Here is a 16,063-nt window from a genome sequence, read left to right as displayed (position 1 = left end):
TGTTCTAATACTTATCAGGCCAAAGATAATCTGCAGGGTGCAAAAGCCTGATTCTGAATAAATCAGCTTAGCGAGGCTGCTGGGTTGGCTTGCAGCGACCCTTTCATGGCTTAACCCCTGCCTCTTCCAGCACTTGGCAAATTACCGCAGAAAGTTGCTTGATCTCGAATTTAGCCACATAGCCATTTGCACCAACCTTACGAACATGATCTTCGTTGGCACTGCCAGAGAGTGAGGAGTGAATGACTACCGGGACCTCTCTCAGATACGGATCGCTTTTGATGTTTCGCGTCAGGGTAAATCCGTCCATTTCCGGCATTTCAAGATCGGTTAATACCAGTCCAATTTTCTGCTGGATGGGTATTCCCTCTGCGTGGGCTTCCTGGCGCATTTGTTTAATTTTGTTCCACGCTTCCAGACCGGTATTATGCATTATGGCCGGGATCCCCATTACTTTCAGGCCCTGTTCAATCATTTGACGCGCCAGTCTGGAGTCTTCTGCCACAATCGCTACCGCACCAGGCGGGAATGAGAACTCCTTGATTTCGATATCACCCTCTTTGACTTCACGTACCGAAGGAATGATATCATGCAGGATCTGCTCAACATCCAGTACTAACGCCATATTATTTTGATCATTAAGGCTGGCGATGCTGGTAATGTTTTTCGTATTGACTCCGGAGTCAGCGGCATGCACCTGATTCCAGTCCAGTCTGACGATGTCATCTACCGACTCAACGGCAAATGCCTGGGTGCTGCGCGCGTATTCAGTCACCAGCAACAAATTTAGCCCCGTAGAGGGAGTACAGCCGGCTACGGCGGGCAGATCGATGACCGGGATCAGCTGGCCACGAATATTAGCCATGCCAAGTAAGGGCGATTTCATCCCCGCAGCGCGGGTGATAGTGGTCATCGGCACGATTTCGCGCAGTTTAAACACGTTAATACCGAATAATTCAGGTTGTTCGCCCTGACAGGCAGACCCCAGACGGAATAACAAGAGTTCAAATTTATTTGATAATGCGAGATTCGCTCTCTCATCAATCTCTTTCTGAAAGTTATCCATGTCTACCTCAAGGCAATATTGATTATTGTTAAATAACGGGTCAAAACGCCTTCCGGCATCCTACCTAGTGTTATCGGCAATAATACAAAAACATACAGGACAAATTTTGCAGGATTTGTAAATCAGTAAAGGGCACGACCAAGGGAAAGTGATGCATGGCTACCGTTAGCCGACGCACGTTCGGACGCCATTAGCCTTCAGGGCGATAGTAAGCTCCAGCTGAAACACAGGTAAAGGGGGGATCGCACAGCGGGTCTTAAATGTTGTCAGGACACCATGATCCTGTGTTGCAAGGCTATCCGGAAACAGTGTCGTGTCGTTCAGGAGGTGCCTGCTGGCGTTGACATTGCGTCTGCCTGAAGAAAAGTCGCTATGGGGTGAAATCGTGCTTATCCCTTTTTTGGATATAACACTACATGCTGTGATATGAATAAATGAATTTTAAATTTTTTTGAGTTTCCCTGGTGTTGACATTGCATCTACCGCAGCGGATGTGGCCAACAGGCATCCCAACCTACCGCTGACATCACACCGCAGCTGACCAAATAAACGCCAGCAGATAGCACCAGTAAAATGACAAATAATTCAATATAATTAATCACTTTTGTCTTTAGCACAGGCAATTCCTCCTTTTTTGCACGGTTAATAACATACTGAAAAGTTAGAGTGTTACTGGTAAACATGCAACCCGAAATCAAGAAAAATCCTATTTAAATTATTAATATTGGTTACAGGAAGTGCCTCCGTTAATCGTGCCGGGCGACAGCCGCTGTGCTATCTCTTTCTGACATAACGGAAAGACAACCAGCACGGAGCGGATGTCGTAATTTGATCAATGCAGACATCAGTAAAACTTCAGTGAGTCTATAACCAGCTGTGACTCAAACTTCCCGTTTGCGTCCAGACATCGCGTTTTGTAGTAAGAATGTACAGATGCGAACGACCACGTTAAAGAGGCTTAAATCGGAGGGGGCAAAGCGACAGAGAATATCAGAAAGAGAGGTGATCTTAACGGCAAGCGCCGGGTCAGCTGCGTCATGCAAGGTAAAACGGCTGGCTGTCAGTGAAGGATTGGTTGGTGCCGCTCTCCCGGTGAACTGGCCCGGGCACAGCCGGTAACCGTTCTGACGCTCAGGCCGCATTCTATGCCTGTGGGATAAACATGAAGGTTAATGCCTCTGCGATGACACAAAGAGGCATAACAGTAAAAAGATGTTTATCCGTTTTAAGTCAGACCTGCATGTTCATGATGTCGCTATAAGCACTGACCAGTTTGTTACGCACCTGAATGCCCATCTGCATAGAAACGCTGGATTTTTGCAGGTCCACCATCACATCATTAAGTGAAATCCCCTCTTTACCGAGTTCGAACTGCTGCGCCCGATCGCGGGCGGCGCTCTGCGTTTCACTTATCTTGTTCAATGCCGCTTTCAGCTCTGCGCCAAAATCAGCCGATGATGCGTTATCTGTTTTGCTGCCGCTGGCCTGCAGAGCCGCTGTCTGCATGGCCTGCATCACACTCTCAATACCCTGAATAGCCATGATTACTCCTGCATGAATGCCGATTTTAAGGTTAGTGGCGACAAACTTAGCACAGTGTCAATAAGACAAAGCCGCTAAATAGAGGCAAAAGTCACAGCTTATCCAGCCATCGAATTTCAGGTTTAAGAAAATAATGGCAGTCCATTCAGGTGGAAATTGTTTAAGTCAGCGCATCAGGGAGTCAGTTTTGTTACGACACTACACGCAGCAGTCCGGTCAACTGTCAGACAGGAACGAGTCATGAATGCAACTGTCACGCAGGATAATCCCGCGAAGAAAGGGCTAAATGACCTGTTCGCCCGCCTACGCGCTAATCCCCGGGTTCCTCTAATTGTCGCTGCGGCCGCCGTTGTCGCGGTTGTCATCGCCATGGTTCTGTGGGCGAAACAGCCAGATTATCGCGTACTTTTTAGTAACCTCAGCAATGAGGATGGTGGCACTATCGTCACCCAACTGACGCAAATGAACGTGCCTTACAAGTTTGACGATCGGGGCGGCGCGCTTTTGGTTCCGGCGGCACAGGTACATGAACTGCGTTTGCGGCTGGCCTCACAGGGGCTGCCTAAAGGTGGTGCTGTCGGCTTTGAACTGTTGGACAAAGAAAAGTTTGGCATCAGCCAGTTCAGCGAGCAGGTGAACTACCAGCGTGCGCTGGAAGGCGAGCTGGCACGTACTATCAGCACACTCGGTCCGGTCAAGGACGCCCGCGTGCATCTTGCCATGCCAAAACCAACGCTTTTTGTTCGTGAGCAAAAATCACCCTCCGCCTCTGTTACCCTCGCCCTGCAGCCAGGACGTGCGCTGGATGAAGGTCAAATCAATGCCGTTGTGCACATGGTTTCCAGCAGCGTTGCCGGGATGCCTCCGGGCAACGTGACCGTAGTTGACCAGTCAGGACGCCTGTTAACACAGAACGATCCAGGCGGCCGCGACCTTAATGATACTCAACTGAAGTACGCTAACGACGTTGAAACACGCTATCAGCAGCGAATCGAAGCCATACTTGGCCCGATTTTGGGTAACGGTAATGTGCACGCACAGGTCACGGCACAGATTGACTTCAACAAGCGTGAGAAGACCGACGAACAGTACTCACCGAATACCAATCCCGATCGGCAGGCTATTCGCTCGCGCCAGACCAGCAACAGTGAACAGCTTGGTGGCCCGTCTGCGGGCGGCGTACCGGGTGCCTTGTCTAATCAGCCTGCACCGGCTAATGCTGCTCCGGTCACCACTGCTAACCCTAATGCGAACAACGCCAATGCAGCTAATGCAGCCAATGCCAACAATGGCCAGCCGGCAAACAACGCAGCCAGCGGGGCGCAAAAAACGGTACCGTCCAGTACCCGCAGTGATAACACCACCAATTACGAAGTCAACCGCACCATCCTTCACACAAAAATGAACGTTGGCGAAGTTCAGCGTCTGTCCGTAGCGGTAGTCGTGAACTTTCGCACGGATGCCGCCGGTAAGCCCATCGCGTTAAAAGATTCACAGATTAAACAGATTGAAAACCTGACTCGTGAAGCGATGGGATTCTCAGAGCAACGCGGCGACAGCCTGAATGTTGTCAATTCCCAGTTTACGGACAACAGCGATCTCGCAGCTGAACTGCCATTCTGGAAACAGCCGGCGTTTATCGATCAACTGTTTAATGCCGGTCGCTGGTTACTGGTGCTGATTGTCGCCTTTATCCTTTACCGCAAACTGGTTAGCCCTCAGCTACGGCGCAAGGCAGAACAGCAGAAAGCGGCGGAAGAGGCGGCTGGCAACGCGTTGCGTAGCAGTACCCAGGACGAAGGGGTCGCAGTCTCACTGTCTAAGGATGAACTCAATCAGGAACGTAAGTCACAGCACCGCATGAGTGCTGAAGTGTTGAGCCAGCGAATTCGCGAAATGTCAGAAAATGACCCGCGCGTGGTGGCTCTGGTTATTCGCCAGTGGATGAAGGACGAACTATGAGTCTCACCGGTACAGAAAAAAGCGCCATCATGATGATGACGATTGGTGAAGACCGCGCGGCTGAAGTGTTCAAACACCTCGATGCCCGCGAGGTTCAGCACCTCAGCTCCGCAATCTCGAATATGCGTCAGGTGTCCCATAAACAGCTGACGGAGGTGCTGCGCGAGTTCGAGACCGACGCCGAACAGTTTGCCGCGCTTAGCCTGAACTCCAGTGATTACCTGCGTTCAGTATTGGTTAAGGCGCTCGGCGAAGAGCGTGCATCGACGTTGCTGGAAGATATTCTTGAAACGCGCGAAACCACCACCGGCATGGATACGCTCAACTTTATGGAGCCACAGTCGGCGGCCGATCTGATCCGCGACGAACATCCGCAGATCATCGCCACCATTCTGGTGCACCTGAAGCGTGGCCAGGCCGCCGATATTCTGGCGCAGTTCGACGAGCGCCTGCGTCACGATGTCATGCTGCGTATTGCCACTTTTGGTGGCGTACAGCCAGCCGCTCTGGCTGAACTGACGGAAGTGCTCAACGGCCTGCTGGATGGTCAAAACCTGAAACGGGCGAAGATGGGCGGTGTTCGCACCGCAGCAGAGATCATCAACCTGATGAAATCCCAGCAGGAAGAAGCGGTTATCGAGGCCGTACGCGAATTCGATGGAGAGCTGGCACAAAAAATCATCGACGAGATGTTCCTGTTCGAAAACCTCGTCGAAGTGGACGATCGCAGTATCCAGCGCCTGTTGCAGGAAGTGGAGTCCGAATCGCTGCTGGTGGCTCTGAAGGGTTCCGAACAGCCGCTGCGCGAGAAGTTCCTCAGCAATATGTCGCAGCGCGCTGCCGATATCCTGCGCGACGATCTGGCCAACCGCGGCCCGATGCGCATGTCTGCGGTGGAAAACGAACAGAAAGCGATTCTGTTAATCGTTCGTCGCCTGGCAGAATCTGGCGAGATGGTGATTGGCGGTGGCGAGGAAACTTATGTCTGATAATGCTTCCCTGCCGTGGCAGCCCTGGCAGCCAAATGACCTGGCGCAACCTGCACCACTGCCGGTCAAAGAGCCTGAGTTGCCTGAGTTAAGCGAAGAGCCGACCGAACAGCCACAGCTGCAAATGGAAGAATGGCAGAGTCAGATGCGTATCGAAGCCCAGGGACAGGGCTATGCGGAAGGCCAGCAGCGCGGTTTCTCCGAAGGTCAGAAGACCGGTTATGAAGCCGGTTTCCAGCAGGGAATGGCGGATGCTCAACAGCAACAGGCTCCGCTACAGGCGCGTATGCAGCAGCTGGTATCCGAATTTCATCACACGCTGGAAGGGTTGGACAGCGTGATCGCTTCGCGTTTGATGCAGCTGGCGCTGGAAGCGGCACGACAGGTTATTGGCCAGGCACCCCACGTTGACGGTACCGCCCTGCTACGTCAGATTCAGGAAATGTTGCAAAAGGAACCCATGTTAAGCGGCAAACCCACGCTGCGCGTCCATCCTGATGATTTACCCCGGGTTGAATCCACACTCGGCGCGACGCTTAGCCTGCACGGCTGGCGTCTGCTGGGTGACAGCACACTCCATCCCGGCGGCTGCAAGGTTAGCGCGGAAGATGGCGACCTTGATGCCAGCATCGCTACCCGCTGGCATGAATTGTGCCGTCTGGCAGCGCCGGGAGAACTGTAATGATGACTCGCCTTTCACGCTGGCTGGGCGCACTCGACACCCTTGAGCAACGTATTGGTCAGCTGCCTGAAGTGCGGCGTTACGGCCGCCTTATCCGGGCTACCGGGCTGGTACTTGAAGCTACCGGGCTGCAGCTTCCTCTCGGTGCAACCTGCGTGATCGAACGCCAGGATAATCTGGGCATCGGCGAGGTGGAAAGCGAAGTCGTTGGTTTCAATGGCCAGAAGCTGCTGCTGATGCCGCTTGAAGAGGTGGAAGGCATTGTTCCCGGCGCGCGCGTCTATGCCCGCGTATCCGGCGACAGTCAGCATAGCGCTAAACAGCTCATGCTTGGTCCTGAACTGCTTGGCCGCGTACTGGATGGCAGCGGTCGCCCTCTTGATGGTTTGCCGGCACCGGAAACCGGCTATCGCGCCCCGCTGATCACCCCGCCATTTAACCCTTTGCAGCGCACGCCAATCACCGAGGTGCTCGACACCGGCGTACGCGCAATCAACGCACTGCTCACCGTTGGGCGCGGCCAGCGCATGGGCCTGTTTGCCGGTTCCGGGGTAGGTAAAAGTGTGCTGCTGGGCATGATGGCACGCTACACGCAAGCCGATGTCATCGTCGTTGGGCTGATCGGTGAACGCGGACGCGAAGTTAAAGACTTTATCGAAAATATTCTGGGTAGCGAAGGCCGCGCACGCGCGGTAGTCATTGCCGCACCTGCGGACGTTTCTCCCCTGCTGCGTATGCAGGGAGCCTCCTACGCCACGCGCATCGCAGAGGATTTTCGCGACCGTGGTCAACATGTGTTGTTGATCATGGATTCGCTAACGCGTTATGCCATGGCGCAACGTGAAATCGCACTGGCCATCGGCGAGCCGCCGGCCACCAAAGGCTATCCACCTTCTGTATTCGCCAAACTGCCAGCGCTGGTGGAACGTGCCGGCAACGGTATCGACGGCGGCGGATCGATCACCGCCTTTTATACCGTGTTGACCGAAGGTGACGACCAGCAGGACCCGATTGCCGACTCGGCGCGCGCCATCCTTGATGGTCATATTGTGCTCTCGCGTCGGCTGGCCGAATCCGGTCACTATCCGGCGATTGATATTGAAGCATCGATCAGCCGTGTAATGGCGCACCTGATCGACGAAACGCACTATGCGCGGGTACGCCAGTTCAAACAGCTGCTGTCAAGCTACCAGCGCAATCGCGATTTGGTCAGCGTTGGTGCTTACGCGGCGGGTACCGATCCCACGCTGGATAAAGCGATCAAACTTTACCCTGAACTGGAAGCGTTTCTGCAACAGGGCATGTTTGAACGCAGTACCTTTGATGACGCCAGCCTGCACCTGCAGGCTATCTTTGGTTAAGTTCCTGACCTGTTAACGGAGGACCTGTGACTAAACCTGCTTCAGCCATCGACACGCTGCGTTCGCTGGCACACAAAGACGTTGAAAAAGCCGCCATTCAGTTAGGCGATGCGCGTCGTGCGCAAAAACAGGCTGATGAGCAGCTGAACATGCTGCTCAATTATCAGGACGAGTATCGCAAAAGCTTGAATAACACCCTGAGTCAGGGCATTGCCAGCACCCGCTGGTACAACTATCACCAGTTTATTCATACGCTGGAAAAGGCCATTGAACAGCACCGGACACAGTTGAAAAGCTGGAATACCCGGGTGGAAAACGCGCTGGGTCTGTGGCGCGACAAACAGCAACGCCTGCACGCCTATGAAACGCTGCAAGCGCGGGCGCTCGCCACCGCACTGTTACAAGAAAACCGTCTCGATCAGAAACGGATGGATGAATTTGCCCAACGGGCATCATTGAGGAAAGGCGAATGATCACCTTACCAACCGCTGTCACCAGTACCACCACCCCGGGCACCAGCATCCTGAGCAGCGAAAGCTCACTGGACAGTCGCTCCGGGGATGACGCGTTGTCAGATACGAAGAATATGCCTAGTGGCTTTGTCAAGCTATTGGGTGACCGACTCTTATCTCTGGGCCATCCGCGTGTCACCAGCGGCCGCGCCGGTGACACCGCTGACGCCACTTCGCCGGGGGGCAAAAGCGCGCTGAACGAACTGCTGGCCAGACTGGATGCCCCTGAAACCTTGAGCGCGCTGCTGCAACCGGCGATGGGCGATAGCGGTAAAAAAGACCATGCGGTCAGTGATGAGCAGCCTGTACCGCTGGCTGCCCTGAGCCAAAGTGAGGTTCAGGCGTTGTATGCCATGTTGCCAAACAGCGTGCCGCCGCCCGCCAGCGCAGCAGCCGGTCGTCAAGTGCCGGAGGCAGCAGCCGATAGCGGCGATAAGCCGTTAACCCTGAGTGCGTTAATCACCGCCTTTGGCAAAACCAGCGCTGAAAAAGGGGATCCCGGCGGTAGCGCATCGGCTAAAGACAGTGACGGCATGCCGTTGGCTAAATCGATGGAAAAACCAGACGGCGAGAGCAAAACCTCCCCCGCCCCGACATTGCAGAGTGGCAACCCGGCTTTTCAGCAGATGATCAATAGCGCCAGCAAGGATGCAGATAAACAAGATCCAACTCCCGCCCAGAACGCGGTGCTAACGCACAGTGGGCTGACCTCCGCCGCCACAGCATTGACGCCAGCCACCGCTTCGTCGGTCAGCGCGCCGTCAACACCGCTACTCAACGCCCAGCTGGGTAGCCCTGAATGGCAGCAGGCGCTGGGACAGCAGATCCTGATGTTCAGCCGCAACGGGCTACAAACCGCCGAATTACGCCTGCATCCACAGGACCTGGGCAGCATCCAGATCAGCCTGAAGCTGGACAACGATCAGGCCCAGCTCAGTTTGGTTTCTAATCTTAGTCAGGTCAGAGATGCGCTGGAAGCCGCCATTCCTCAATTACGCGCCTCACTGGCTGAAAGCGGCATTAACCTCGGGCAAAGCGACGTCAGCAGTGACGCTTTCCAGCAGGGAAAATCCTTTCACGGCCAGCAGGAACAGCAGCGCAATCGTCATGAAACGCCATTTAGCCTCGCCAACGACAATGACGGTGATGCCACGCCAATGGCCGTTCCAGCCAGCTTGCAGGCCCGCGCAAGCGGGACAAATGCGGTAGATATATTCGCCTGACGGCCACAAACGCACAAGCTGATAGCAAAACTCGCGTCTTTTCTGCCAATTGTTTACAGCAAGACGCGGGATAATTTGCTCATTACGGCGTGAGGCGGCGAATGGCATCGCTTCAGCAAATAATTACAGGAAGTCTCAGCAACATGACCAATAGCGCGAAAGCCAAGAGCGGCAAACCTAAGCTCCTGATACTGATTTTAGTCATTTTGGCTTTGATCGCTTGCGGGGCTGCGGGTTACATCGTCTTCCAAAAAATGAAGGCGCCAACCGATCCCGCAGCGGCAGCCAAACTGTTGCCCCCCCCCATGCCGGTGTTTTATGCGCTGGACACTTTCACCGTTAACCTGATCAATCCAGACAACGATCCCGATCGCGTGCTGTATGTCGGTTTCACCCTGCGCCTGCCGGACGAAGAGACGCGCCTTCGTATCAGTGACTACCTTCCGGAGGTCCGCAGCCGCCTGCTGCTGCTGCTTTCTCGTCAGACAGCGGCATCTTTAGGCAACGAGCAGGGCAAGCAGCAGCTGGTCACTCAGATTAAGCAGGTACTGGCACCTCCGCTGGTGCAGGGACAACCACAGCAAGTCGTGACTGATGTCCTCTTCACGGCCTTTATCCTGCGGTGATAAAAAAATATGGGTGATAGCATTCTTTCTCAGGCAGAAATCGACGCACTACTCAATGGCGACAGCGACAGTGCAGCAGAAGATAAGGCCAGCAAAACCGATGGCGATAGCCATATCCGGCCCTATGATCCCAACACGCAGCGCCGCGTGGTACGCGAGCGTTTGCAGGCGCTGGAGATCATCAACGAACGCTTTGCACGCTCTTATCGCATGGCGCTGTTTAACCTGCTGCGCCGCAGCCCGGATATCACCGTTGGGGCGATCAAGATCCAGCCGTACCACGAGTTTGCCCGTAATTTGCCGGTGCCAACTAACCTTAATCTGATCCATCTGAAGCCGCTGCGCGGTACGGCGCTGGTGGTATTTTCGCCAAGCCTGGTGTTTATTGCCGTAGATAACTTGTTCGGGGGTGATGGTCGTTTCCCGACAAAAGTTGAAGGACGCGAATTTACGCACACCGAGCAGCGGGTTATTCGCCGTATGTTGAAGCTGGCGCTTGAAGGCTACAGCGAAGCCTGGAAACCTATTTACCCGCTGGACGTTGAGTATGTGCGTTCCGAAATGCAGGTCAAGTTCACCAATATCACCACCTCACCTAATGACATCGTGGTCACCACGCCGTTCCACGTCGAGATCGGTAACCTGACCGGTGAGTTTAATATCTGCATCCCGTTCAGCATGATCGAGCCTCTGCGCGAAACGCTGGTGAACCCGCCGCTGGAGAACTCTCTGACTGAAGATGAGAACTGGCGTGACACGCTGGTCAAACAGGTTCAGCACTCTGAGCTTGAGCTGGTAGCAAATTTTGCCGATGTGTCGATGAGAATTTCACGTTTGCTGGCGTTAAAACCCGGCGACGTACTACCGATTGAAAAACCGGACCGCATTATCGCTCATGTCGATGGCGTTCCGGTGTTAACCAGCCAGTACGGCACGCTCAATAAGCAGTACGCACTGCGCGTGGAACACCTGATCAACCCGATTTTGAATTCGATGAATGAGGAACAGCCCGATGAGTGAGAGCAATAATCCGTCCGATGATGACATCTCTGCGGACGACATGTGGGCTGATGCCATGAACGAACAGGCTAAATCCCCGTCAGGCGACGGCGTATTTAAATCGCTGGACGGTGGCGAGCATGCTGCCGGGCTACAGGATATCGACATGATTATGGATATCCCGGTTAAACTGACCGTGGAGTTAGGCCGCACCAAAATGACCATCAAAGAGCTGCTGCGCCTGTCGCAAGGCTCAGTAGTGGCGCTTGACGGATTAGCCGGTGAGCCGCTGGATATTCTGATCAACGGTTATCTGATTGCCCAGGGTGAGGTGGTGGTGGTGGCCGACAAGTATGGCGTGCGCATTACCGATATCATTACCCCAACCGAACGCATGCGTCGCCTGAGCCGCTAAATGAATAGCAGCCAGCAGCAGTCTGTCAGCCCACAGCCAGCAATATCTACCGGCTCCATGCTGACCCAGGTCAGTGGGGTACTGACGGCCATCATTATTCTGATCTTAGCGATTGCCTGGCTGGCTAAGCGCTTCGGTTTTAGCGCAAGGCGCAACGGTAGCCAGCAGCTGAATATCAGCGCCAGCTGCCAGCTTGGTCAGCGCGAACGCGTAGTGATTGTTGACGTTGACGATGCGCGACTGGTGCTGGGCGTCACTGCCCATCAGGTAACGCATCTGCACACGCTGCCGCCAAAGCCGCTGGAGGATGTCCCGGAACACACGATAGCACCGGCAGATTTCCGTCAGGTTCTGCAATCGCTGCGCAAAAACTACGGCAAAAAACCATGAAACGCCTGATCCCTCTGCTATTACCTGCCCTGTTCATGCTGGCACCTAATGTTTATGCCCAGCTGCCGGGGCTTATCAGCCAGCCAACGGCGAACGGCGGGCAAAGCTGGTCGCTGCCGGTGCAAACGCTGGTATTTATCACCTCGCTCACCTTCCTGCCGGCGATCCTGCTGCTGATGACCAGCTTTACGCGTATCATCATTGTTTTTGGCCTGCTGCGTAACGCCCTTGGCACCCCTTCGGCTCCGCCGAATCAGGTGCTGCTCGGTCTGTCACTGTTTCTGACCTTTTTTATTATGGGGCCGGTGTTCGACAAAATTTATACCGATGCCTACCAGCCGTTCAGTGAAGACAAAATCAGCATGCAGGAAGCCATTGATAAGGGCGCGCAACCGCTGCGCGAGTTTATGCTGCGCCAGACGCGTGAAGCTGACCTCGCTCTGTTCGCCCGGCTGGCCAATACGCCGCCAATTGCAGGTCCTGAGGCCGTTCCCATGCGCATTCTGCTGCCTGCTTATGTGACCAGTGAGCTGAAAACCGCCTTCCAGATAGGCTTCACGGTGTTCATTCCGTTTCTGATTATTGACCTGGTGGTAGCCAGCGTATTAATGGCGCTTGGCATGATGATGGTTCCTCCGGCGACCATCGCGCTGCCCTTCAAACTGATGCTCTTTGTCCTTGTCGACGGCTGGCAGCTGCTGGTTAGTTCGCTGGCACAAAGCTTTTATTCCTGATGCGGATGCACAACTATGACACCTGAATCGGTAATGGTTATCGGGCACGATGCCATGCAGGTTGCGCTGGCTCTGGCTGCCCCGCTGCTGCTTGCAGCCCTGGTCAGCGGGTTGTTGATCAGCCTGTTACAGGCGGCTACGCAGATTAACGAACAGACGCTCTCCTTTATTCCCAAGATCCTCGCGGTAGTAACGACGATGGTCGTCGCCGGTCCGTGGATGTTGAACCTGGTGCTCGACTATATGCGTAACCTGTTTAATAACTTGCCTTATATGATCGGATAATGATTTTATTTGACAGCAATCAGCTCATTTTCTGGATAAGCCAGTTATTTTGGCCGCTGGCGCGCGTGCTGGCACTGATCATGACCGCGCCGTTGCTCAGCGAGAAATCAATTAGCCGTAAGGTGAAAATCGGCCTGGGCGTAATGATTACCTGGGTGCTGATCCCATCTCTGCCGCCCACTAACGTGACCCTTTTTTCCGTTGGCGGTTTCTGGTTACTCATTCAGCAGATCCTGATAGGCGTTGCCATCGGCTTCACCATGCAGTTTGCTTTCGCCGCCGTGCGCACCGCAGGGGAAGTGATTGGTTTGCAGATGGGACTGTCATTTGCCACCTTTTTCGATCCGGGCAGCCGTCTTAATATGCCGGTGTTGGCACGATTTCTCGATATGCTAGCCATGTTGCTGTTTTTGTCCTTCAACGGTCATTTATGGCTTATTTCGATGGTGGCGGAGAGCTTTCAGACGCTTCCTATTGGTGGCGAGCCGCTAAACGGCAATGCTTTTATGGCGCTAACTGAATCTGCCAATTTAATTTTCCTTAATGGTATGAGGCTGGCGTTACCGCTAATCACTTTGTTACTCACCCTGAACCTGGCGCTGGGTTTATTAAACCGTGTTTCACCACAGTTATCAGTTTTCGCCATTGGTTTTCCCGTCACATTATCAGTAGGTATGATCTTTATCATCCTGATGATGCCGCTGCTGGCTCCTTTCTGTGAACACTTATTCAGCGAAATCTTCGATCTGCTGGCCACGCTACTCAGCAATCTATCCAGTAGATAATCTTCACTATAGTCAACTGCAATTATAGCTAATCTTAAGAAAAATGAATGCGTCTCTACAAGATCCGCACCACTTTTCACCTGCGCAACCTAAGGAAAATCTGATAATCAAGCTACAGCGCTGAAAATCATTCTTATTAAATGTCTGTTAGCGTATTTTATTATCTCAAATCGTTGATTTGTTGCGTATGAGCTTATGTTCAAAAGATACACAACCTCATATTTTTACTGGACTGTTTGCCTGATGTGCTTCAGCTTTATAAAGCTAATTTTCCTGCAGAGTTTATGTTTCTCACAGGATTATCTTTTAAGAACATGGCTAAATTTAAGAATAGTCCTATCATTGTTTATTGAATTTTACGCGATAGTGTTGATGAAGATGGATAACTGCATAAAATTCCGTGTTAAGTCAGATAGTTACGTATTTTGACTGCTAAATTACACAAACAGGTGTTACGGCGTTTCTTGCCATATCAAATCTCAAACTGTCAGTTGGCAAAAAGCGCATTGTTCACCTCGCTGATGATGACAGCGTTTTGCTAACCTTGGGTAATTATTACCAGCATGAAAACGGAATTTTTGCTCGTAGCGCAAATGCGTAATTCATCGTTGAATTTAACCTATAACAAATTGGTGAGGGTCGCTGTTATGCCGACGATTATTATGGATTCATGCAATTATACACGGCTGGGTTTAACTGAATATATGACTGTCAAGGGAGTTAAAAAGAAAAATATATCCCTGATCAATGATATTGCACAGTTACAGAATAAATGCCAGCAGCTGAAACCCGGCGTCGTGCTTATTAACGAAGACTGCTTTATCCATGAATCTGACGCCAGTGAGCGCATCAGGAAAATTATTCTTCAGCATCCTGATACACTATTTTTCATCTTTATGGCCATCTCTAATATTCACTTTGAAGAATACCTGTATGTGCGTAACAACCTGATTATTACCTCAAAAGCGATCAAAATTTCTACGCTGGACTCCCTGCTCAACGGCTATTTTCAGAAGAAATTAAACCTGTCTGTGCGTCATGGCACACATTCAGAAGTCCATCCGTTGACGCTTAGCCAGACCGAGTCAAACATGCTGAAAATGTGGATGTCTGGCCATGATACCATTCAAATATCAGACAAAATGCAAATCAAAGCCAAAACGGTTTCTTCGCATAAAGGCAATATCAAACGCAAGATCAAAACCCATAACAAGCAGGTTATCTATCACGTTGTCCGCCTGACCGATAATGTGACCAGCGGCATTTATGTTAACGAAAGATAGGATCCCCGCCATGGCTGGCGAGCGCCGGTTTTAATGTTCACCGAGCGTCCGCTTTCTGAAATGAACGACCGAAGTAGTGAAGGTAAGCATACGGTCGCGGAGCAGCGCTAAATAATTAGCGCTGTCCACGGTCTTAAGCGGTGGCTAAACCGGCAGCCATCGGTAAAATTGCCACCCTCTGGCCTACCGTTCGTGCCGCCCGGCCCCGTGACATATTTAGCGATAGGTGCTTATTCACCCGGTCGCCCCACGGGCAGTGCTGCACCGCCCGAACAGGATGATGATTGCTGCCACGGCATGCCAGTTCTTAACGGCGAGCAATAACCCACACGGCATGTACGATGCCAGGAATATAACCACACAGCGTAAGCAGGATATTAAGCCAGAAAGCCCCTGCAAATCCGACCTGCATAAACACACCCAGCGGCGGTAACAGAATCGCAATAATAATACGTAATAAGTCCATAAAAGCTCCGTTATTTGATTTTTCTTTCGGGATTATCCGAACTGGTATTATAGCAACTGAAACACGACTTACCATCTGAGTTGCTGAAATAACAGGATTTTGCTAAGAATCATCTGTTACGGAATGACTTATCTGACTTCAAATGCGCAATTCGTAAGCAGTACGATCCACAATGGCGTGTTTATCGCTTCTGAAAAAACGTATAACCCTGCCGGGCAGCCGGGCCTCAGAGAGGATCAGGGATATTTCTCTCTGGTAAGTTCGAAATGCGGGCCGTCTTTTAATGTTTTCCAGTCACCTCCCCAAACCAGCGGGATCTCTGACTGTGCCGACGCTTTTTTCATTGCTTTGGCGATTAAAACGAACGCATCCCAATCCTGCCAGGGGATGCTGTGATTAACCCAGGGGGCAAGGTCAACCGCGTGTCCCGTCAGATGGCGGCTGTTAAGAGTCTGGCTTTTGCCGCTGCTAACCAGCTGGCGCTGCCTGGCCATATTGCGCATGCCTTCGATCACCCGGAAATCAATTTGTGACAGACGAAGCGCCAGGCGCACCACTTTAACCAGGTCGCTATGCACACCGCGTAAATTCTGCTCGCTAATATGGCTGAAATGATAACTATCCATGATTTCTCCTTGATAAATAAAGACAGGGTTAACCGATTTGCCGCCTGAAGCCGATGTCCGCCCTGAGGCTGAATGAGTCAGCGGCAAATCCCGGCTTATGCATCGGAAATGTGTTGG

18 protein-coding genes are annotated in these 16,063 nt (G+C 52.5%); 14 read left to right on the top strand and 4 right to left on the bottom strand.

The window, feature by feature from the left end:
• Positions 1–103: 103 nt before the first annotated feature.
• Positions 104–1,066, bottom strand: a complete 963-nt coding sequence (locus tag JGC47_RS07395) for a chemotaxis protein (protein ID WP_004157182.1) — start codon at positions 1,064–1,066, stop codon at positions 104–106.
• Between the two features lie 1,230 nt (positions 1,067–2,296).
• Positions 2,297–2,608: a flagellar hook-basal body complex protein FliE gene (gene fliE, locus JGC47_RS07390; protein WP_004157179.1), complete on the bottom strand. Its 312-nt coding sequence runs from the start codon at positions 2,606–2,608 to the stop codon at positions 2,297–2,299.
• Positions 2,609–2,848: 240 nt separating this feature from the next.
• Between fliE and fliF the strand changes: the two genes are divergently transcribed.
• The 14 genes from fliF (at position 2,849) to rcsA (ending at position 14,854) form a co-directional block, all read left to right on the top strand.
• Complete coding sequence (gene fliF / locus JGC47_RS07385; RefSeq protein WP_004157178.1) at positions 2,849–4,570, top strand: flagellar basal-body MS-ring/collar protein FliF; 1,722 nt, start codon at positions 2,849–2,851, stop codon at positions 4,568–4,570.
• Positions 4,567–5,559: a flagellar motor switch protein FliG gene (fliG, locus tag JGC47_RS07380; protein WP_004157177.1), complete on the top strand. Its 993-nt coding sequence runs from the start codon at positions 4,567–4,569 to the stop codon at positions 5,557–5,559. The genes fliF and fliG overlap by 4 nt, the downstream gene beginning before the upstream one ends.
• Complete coding sequence (gene fliH, locus JGC47_RS07375; protein ID WP_004157176.1) at positions 5,552–6,241, top strand: flagellar assembly protein FliH; 690 nt, start codon at positions 5,552–5,554, stop codon at positions 6,239–6,241. Before fliG ends, fliH begins: the two co-directional genes overlap by 8 nt.
• On the top strand, positions 6,241–7,602 hold the full coding sequence (gene fliI / locus JGC47_RS07370) for a flagellar protein export ATPase FliI (RefSeq protein ID WP_004157174.1): 1,362 nt from the start codon (positions 6,241–6,243) through the stop codon (positions 7,600–7,602). Before fliH ends, fliI begins: the two co-directional genes overlap by 1 nt.
• Before the next feature lie 26 nt (positions 7,603–7,628).
• Positions 7,629–8,075 carry a flagellar export protein FliJ gene (fliJ, locus tag JGC47_RS07365; RefSeq protein ID WP_004157169.1) on the top strand — a complete coding sequence of 149 codons (447 nt, stop codon included), beginning with the start codon at positions 7,629–7,631 and terminating at the stop codon, positions 8,073–8,075.
• Positions 8,072–9,337, top strand: coding sequence for a flagellar hook-length control protein FliK (locus tag JGC47_RS07360; protein WP_004157166.1), 1,266 nt, complete (start codon positions 8,072–8,074; stop codon positions 9,335–9,337). The genes fliJ and JGC47_RS07360 overlap by 4 nt, the downstream gene beginning before the upstream one ends.
• 143 nt (positions 9,338–9,480) lie before the next feature.
• Positions 9,481–9,963 (top strand): flagellar basal body-associated protein FliL, encoded by a 483-nt coding sequence (gene fliL / locus JGC47_RS07355; RefSeq protein ID WP_013034864.1) that lies wholly within the window; start codon positions 9,481–9,483, stop codon positions 9,961–9,963.
• A 9-nt stretch (positions 9,964–9,972) separates the two neighbouring features.
• Complete coding sequence (fliM, locus tag JGC47_RS07350) at positions 9,973–10,983, top strand: flagellar motor switch protein FliM (protein WP_004157164.1); 1,011 nt, start codon at positions 9,973–9,975, stop codon at positions 10,981–10,983.
• Positions 10,976–11,377, top strand: coding sequence for a flagellar motor switch protein FliN (gene fliN, locus JGC47_RS07345; RefSeq protein WP_004157163.1), 402 nt, complete (start codon positions 10,976–10,978; stop codon positions 11,375–11,377). The genes fliM and fliN overlap by 8 nt, the downstream gene beginning before the upstream one ends.
• Positions 11,378–11,767 (top strand): flagellar biosynthetic protein FliO, encoded by a 390-nt coding sequence (gene fliO, locus JGC47_RS07340; RefSeq protein WP_004157162.1) that lies wholly within the window; start codon positions 11,378–11,380, stop codon positions 11,765–11,767.
• Entirely contained in the window at positions 11,764–12,501 is a 738-nt protein-coding gene (gene fliP, locus JGC47_RS07335) for a flagellar type III secretion system pore protein FliP (RefSeq protein WP_004157161.1), read from the top strand. Before fliO ends, fliP begins: the two co-directional genes overlap by 4 nt.
• Before the next feature lie 15 nt (positions 12,502–12,516).
• Positions 12,517–12,786 carry a flagellar biosynthesis protein FliQ gene (gene fliQ, locus JGC47_RS07330; RefSeq protein WP_004157159.1) on the top strand — a complete coding sequence of 90 codons (270 nt, stop codon included), beginning with the start codon at positions 12,517–12,519 and terminating at the stop codon, positions 12,784–12,786.
• Entirely contained in the window at positions 12,786–13,571 is a 786-nt protein-coding gene (gene fliR, locus JGC47_RS07325) for a flagellar biosynthetic protein FliR (RefSeq protein WP_004157158.1), read from the top strand. Before fliQ ends, fliR begins: the two co-directional genes overlap by 1 nt.
• 647 nt (positions 13,572–14,218) lie before the next feature.
• Positions 14,219–14,854 carry a transcriptional regulator RcsA gene (rcsA, locus tag JGC47_RS07320; RefSeq protein WP_004157157.1) on the top strand — a complete coding sequence of 212 codons (636 nt, stop codon included), beginning with the start codon at positions 14,219–14,221 and terminating at the stop codon, positions 14,852–14,854.
• A gap of 307 nt (positions 14,855–15,161) precedes the next feature.
• Here the strand turns inward: rcsA and JGC47_RS07315 are convergent, their stop codons facing one another.
• Positions 15,162–15,320, bottom strand: a complete 159-nt coding sequence (locus tag JGC47_RS07315; protein ID WP_004157155.1) for a YqaE/Pmp3 family membrane protein — start codon at positions 15,318–15,320, stop codon at positions 15,162–15,164.
• A gap of 236 nt (positions 15,321–15,556) precedes the next feature.
• A complete protein-coding gene (locus JGC47_RS07310; RefSeq protein WP_004157153.1) occupies positions 15,557–15,946 on the bottom strand; it encodes a M15 family metallopeptidase in 390 nt (129 codons plus the stop codon).
• Positions 15,947–16,063: the final 117 nt, after the last annotated feature.

Origin of the sequence: Erwinia amylovora (genome assembly GCF_017161565.1) — a bacterium.
In the GTDB taxonomy this organism is placed as follows: domain Bacteria; phylum Pseudomonadota; class Gammaproteobacteria; order Enterobacterales; family Enterobacteriaceae; genus Erwinia; species Erwinia amylovora.
This window is presented reverse-complemented; position numbering and strand designations above follow the sequence as displayed.

Coding starts and splice junctions, on each gene's coding strand:
- JGC47_RS07395 (WP_004157182.1), bottom strand. CDS start 1,066: ATGGATAACTTTCAGAAAGAGATTGATGAGAGAGCGAATCTCGCATTA.
- fliI (WP_004157174.1), top strand. CDS start 6,241: ATGATGACTCGCCTTTCACGCTGGCTGGGCGCACTCGACACCCTTGAG.
- fliR (WP_004157158.1), top strand. CDS start 12,786: ATGATTTTATTTGACAGCAATCAGCTCATTTTCTGGATAAGCCAGTTA.
- fliN (WP_004157163.1), top strand. CDS start 10,976: ATGAGTGAGAGCAATAATCCGTCCGATGATGACATCTCTGCGGACGAC.
- JGC47_RS07360 (WP_004157166.1), top strand. CDS start 8,072: ATGATCACCTTACCAACCGCTGTCACCAGTACCACCACCCCGGGCACC.
- fliO (WP_004157162.1), top strand. CDS start 11,378: ATGAATAGCAGCCAGCAGCAGTCTGTCAGCCCACAGCCAGCAATATCT.
- fliP (WP_004157161.1), top strand. CDS start 11,764: ATGAAACGCCTGATCCCTCTGCTATTACCTGCCCTGTTCATGCTGGCA.
- fliF (WP_004157178.1), top strand. CDS start 2,849: ATGAATGCAACTGTCACGCAGGATAATCCCGCGAAGAAAGGGCTAAAT.
- fliE (WP_004157179.1), bottom strand. CDS start 2,608: ATGGCTATTCAGGGTATTGAGAGTGTGATGCAGGCCATGCAGACAGCG.
- fliH (WP_004157176.1), top strand. CDS start 5,552: ATGTCTGATAATGCTTCCCTGCCGTGGCAGCCCTGGCAGCCAAATGAC.
- fliM (WP_004157164.1), top strand. CDS start 9,973: ATGGGTGATAGCATTCTTTCTCAGGCAGAAATCGACGCACTACTCAAT.
- JGC47_RS07310 (WP_004157153.1), bottom strand. CDS start 15,946: ATGGATAGTTATCATTTCAGCCATATTAGCGAGCAGAATTTACGCGGT.
- JGC47_RS07315 (WP_004157155.1), bottom strand. CDS start 15,320: ATGGACTTATTACGTATTATTATTGCGATTCTGTTACCGCCGCTGGGT.
- rcsA (WP_004157157.1), top strand. CDS start 14,219: ATGCCGACGATTATTATGGATTCATGCAATTATACACGGCTGGGTTTA.
- fliL (WP_013034864.1), top strand. CDS start 9,481: ATGACCAATAGCGCGAAAGCCAAGAGCGGCAAACCTAAGCTCCTGATA.
- fliQ (WP_004157159.1), top strand. CDS start 12,517: ATGACACCTGAATCGGTAATGGTTATCGGGCACGATGCCATGCAGGTT.
- fliG (WP_004157177.1), top strand. CDS start 4,567: ATGAGTCTCACCGGTACAGAAAAAAGCGCCATCATGATGATGACGATT.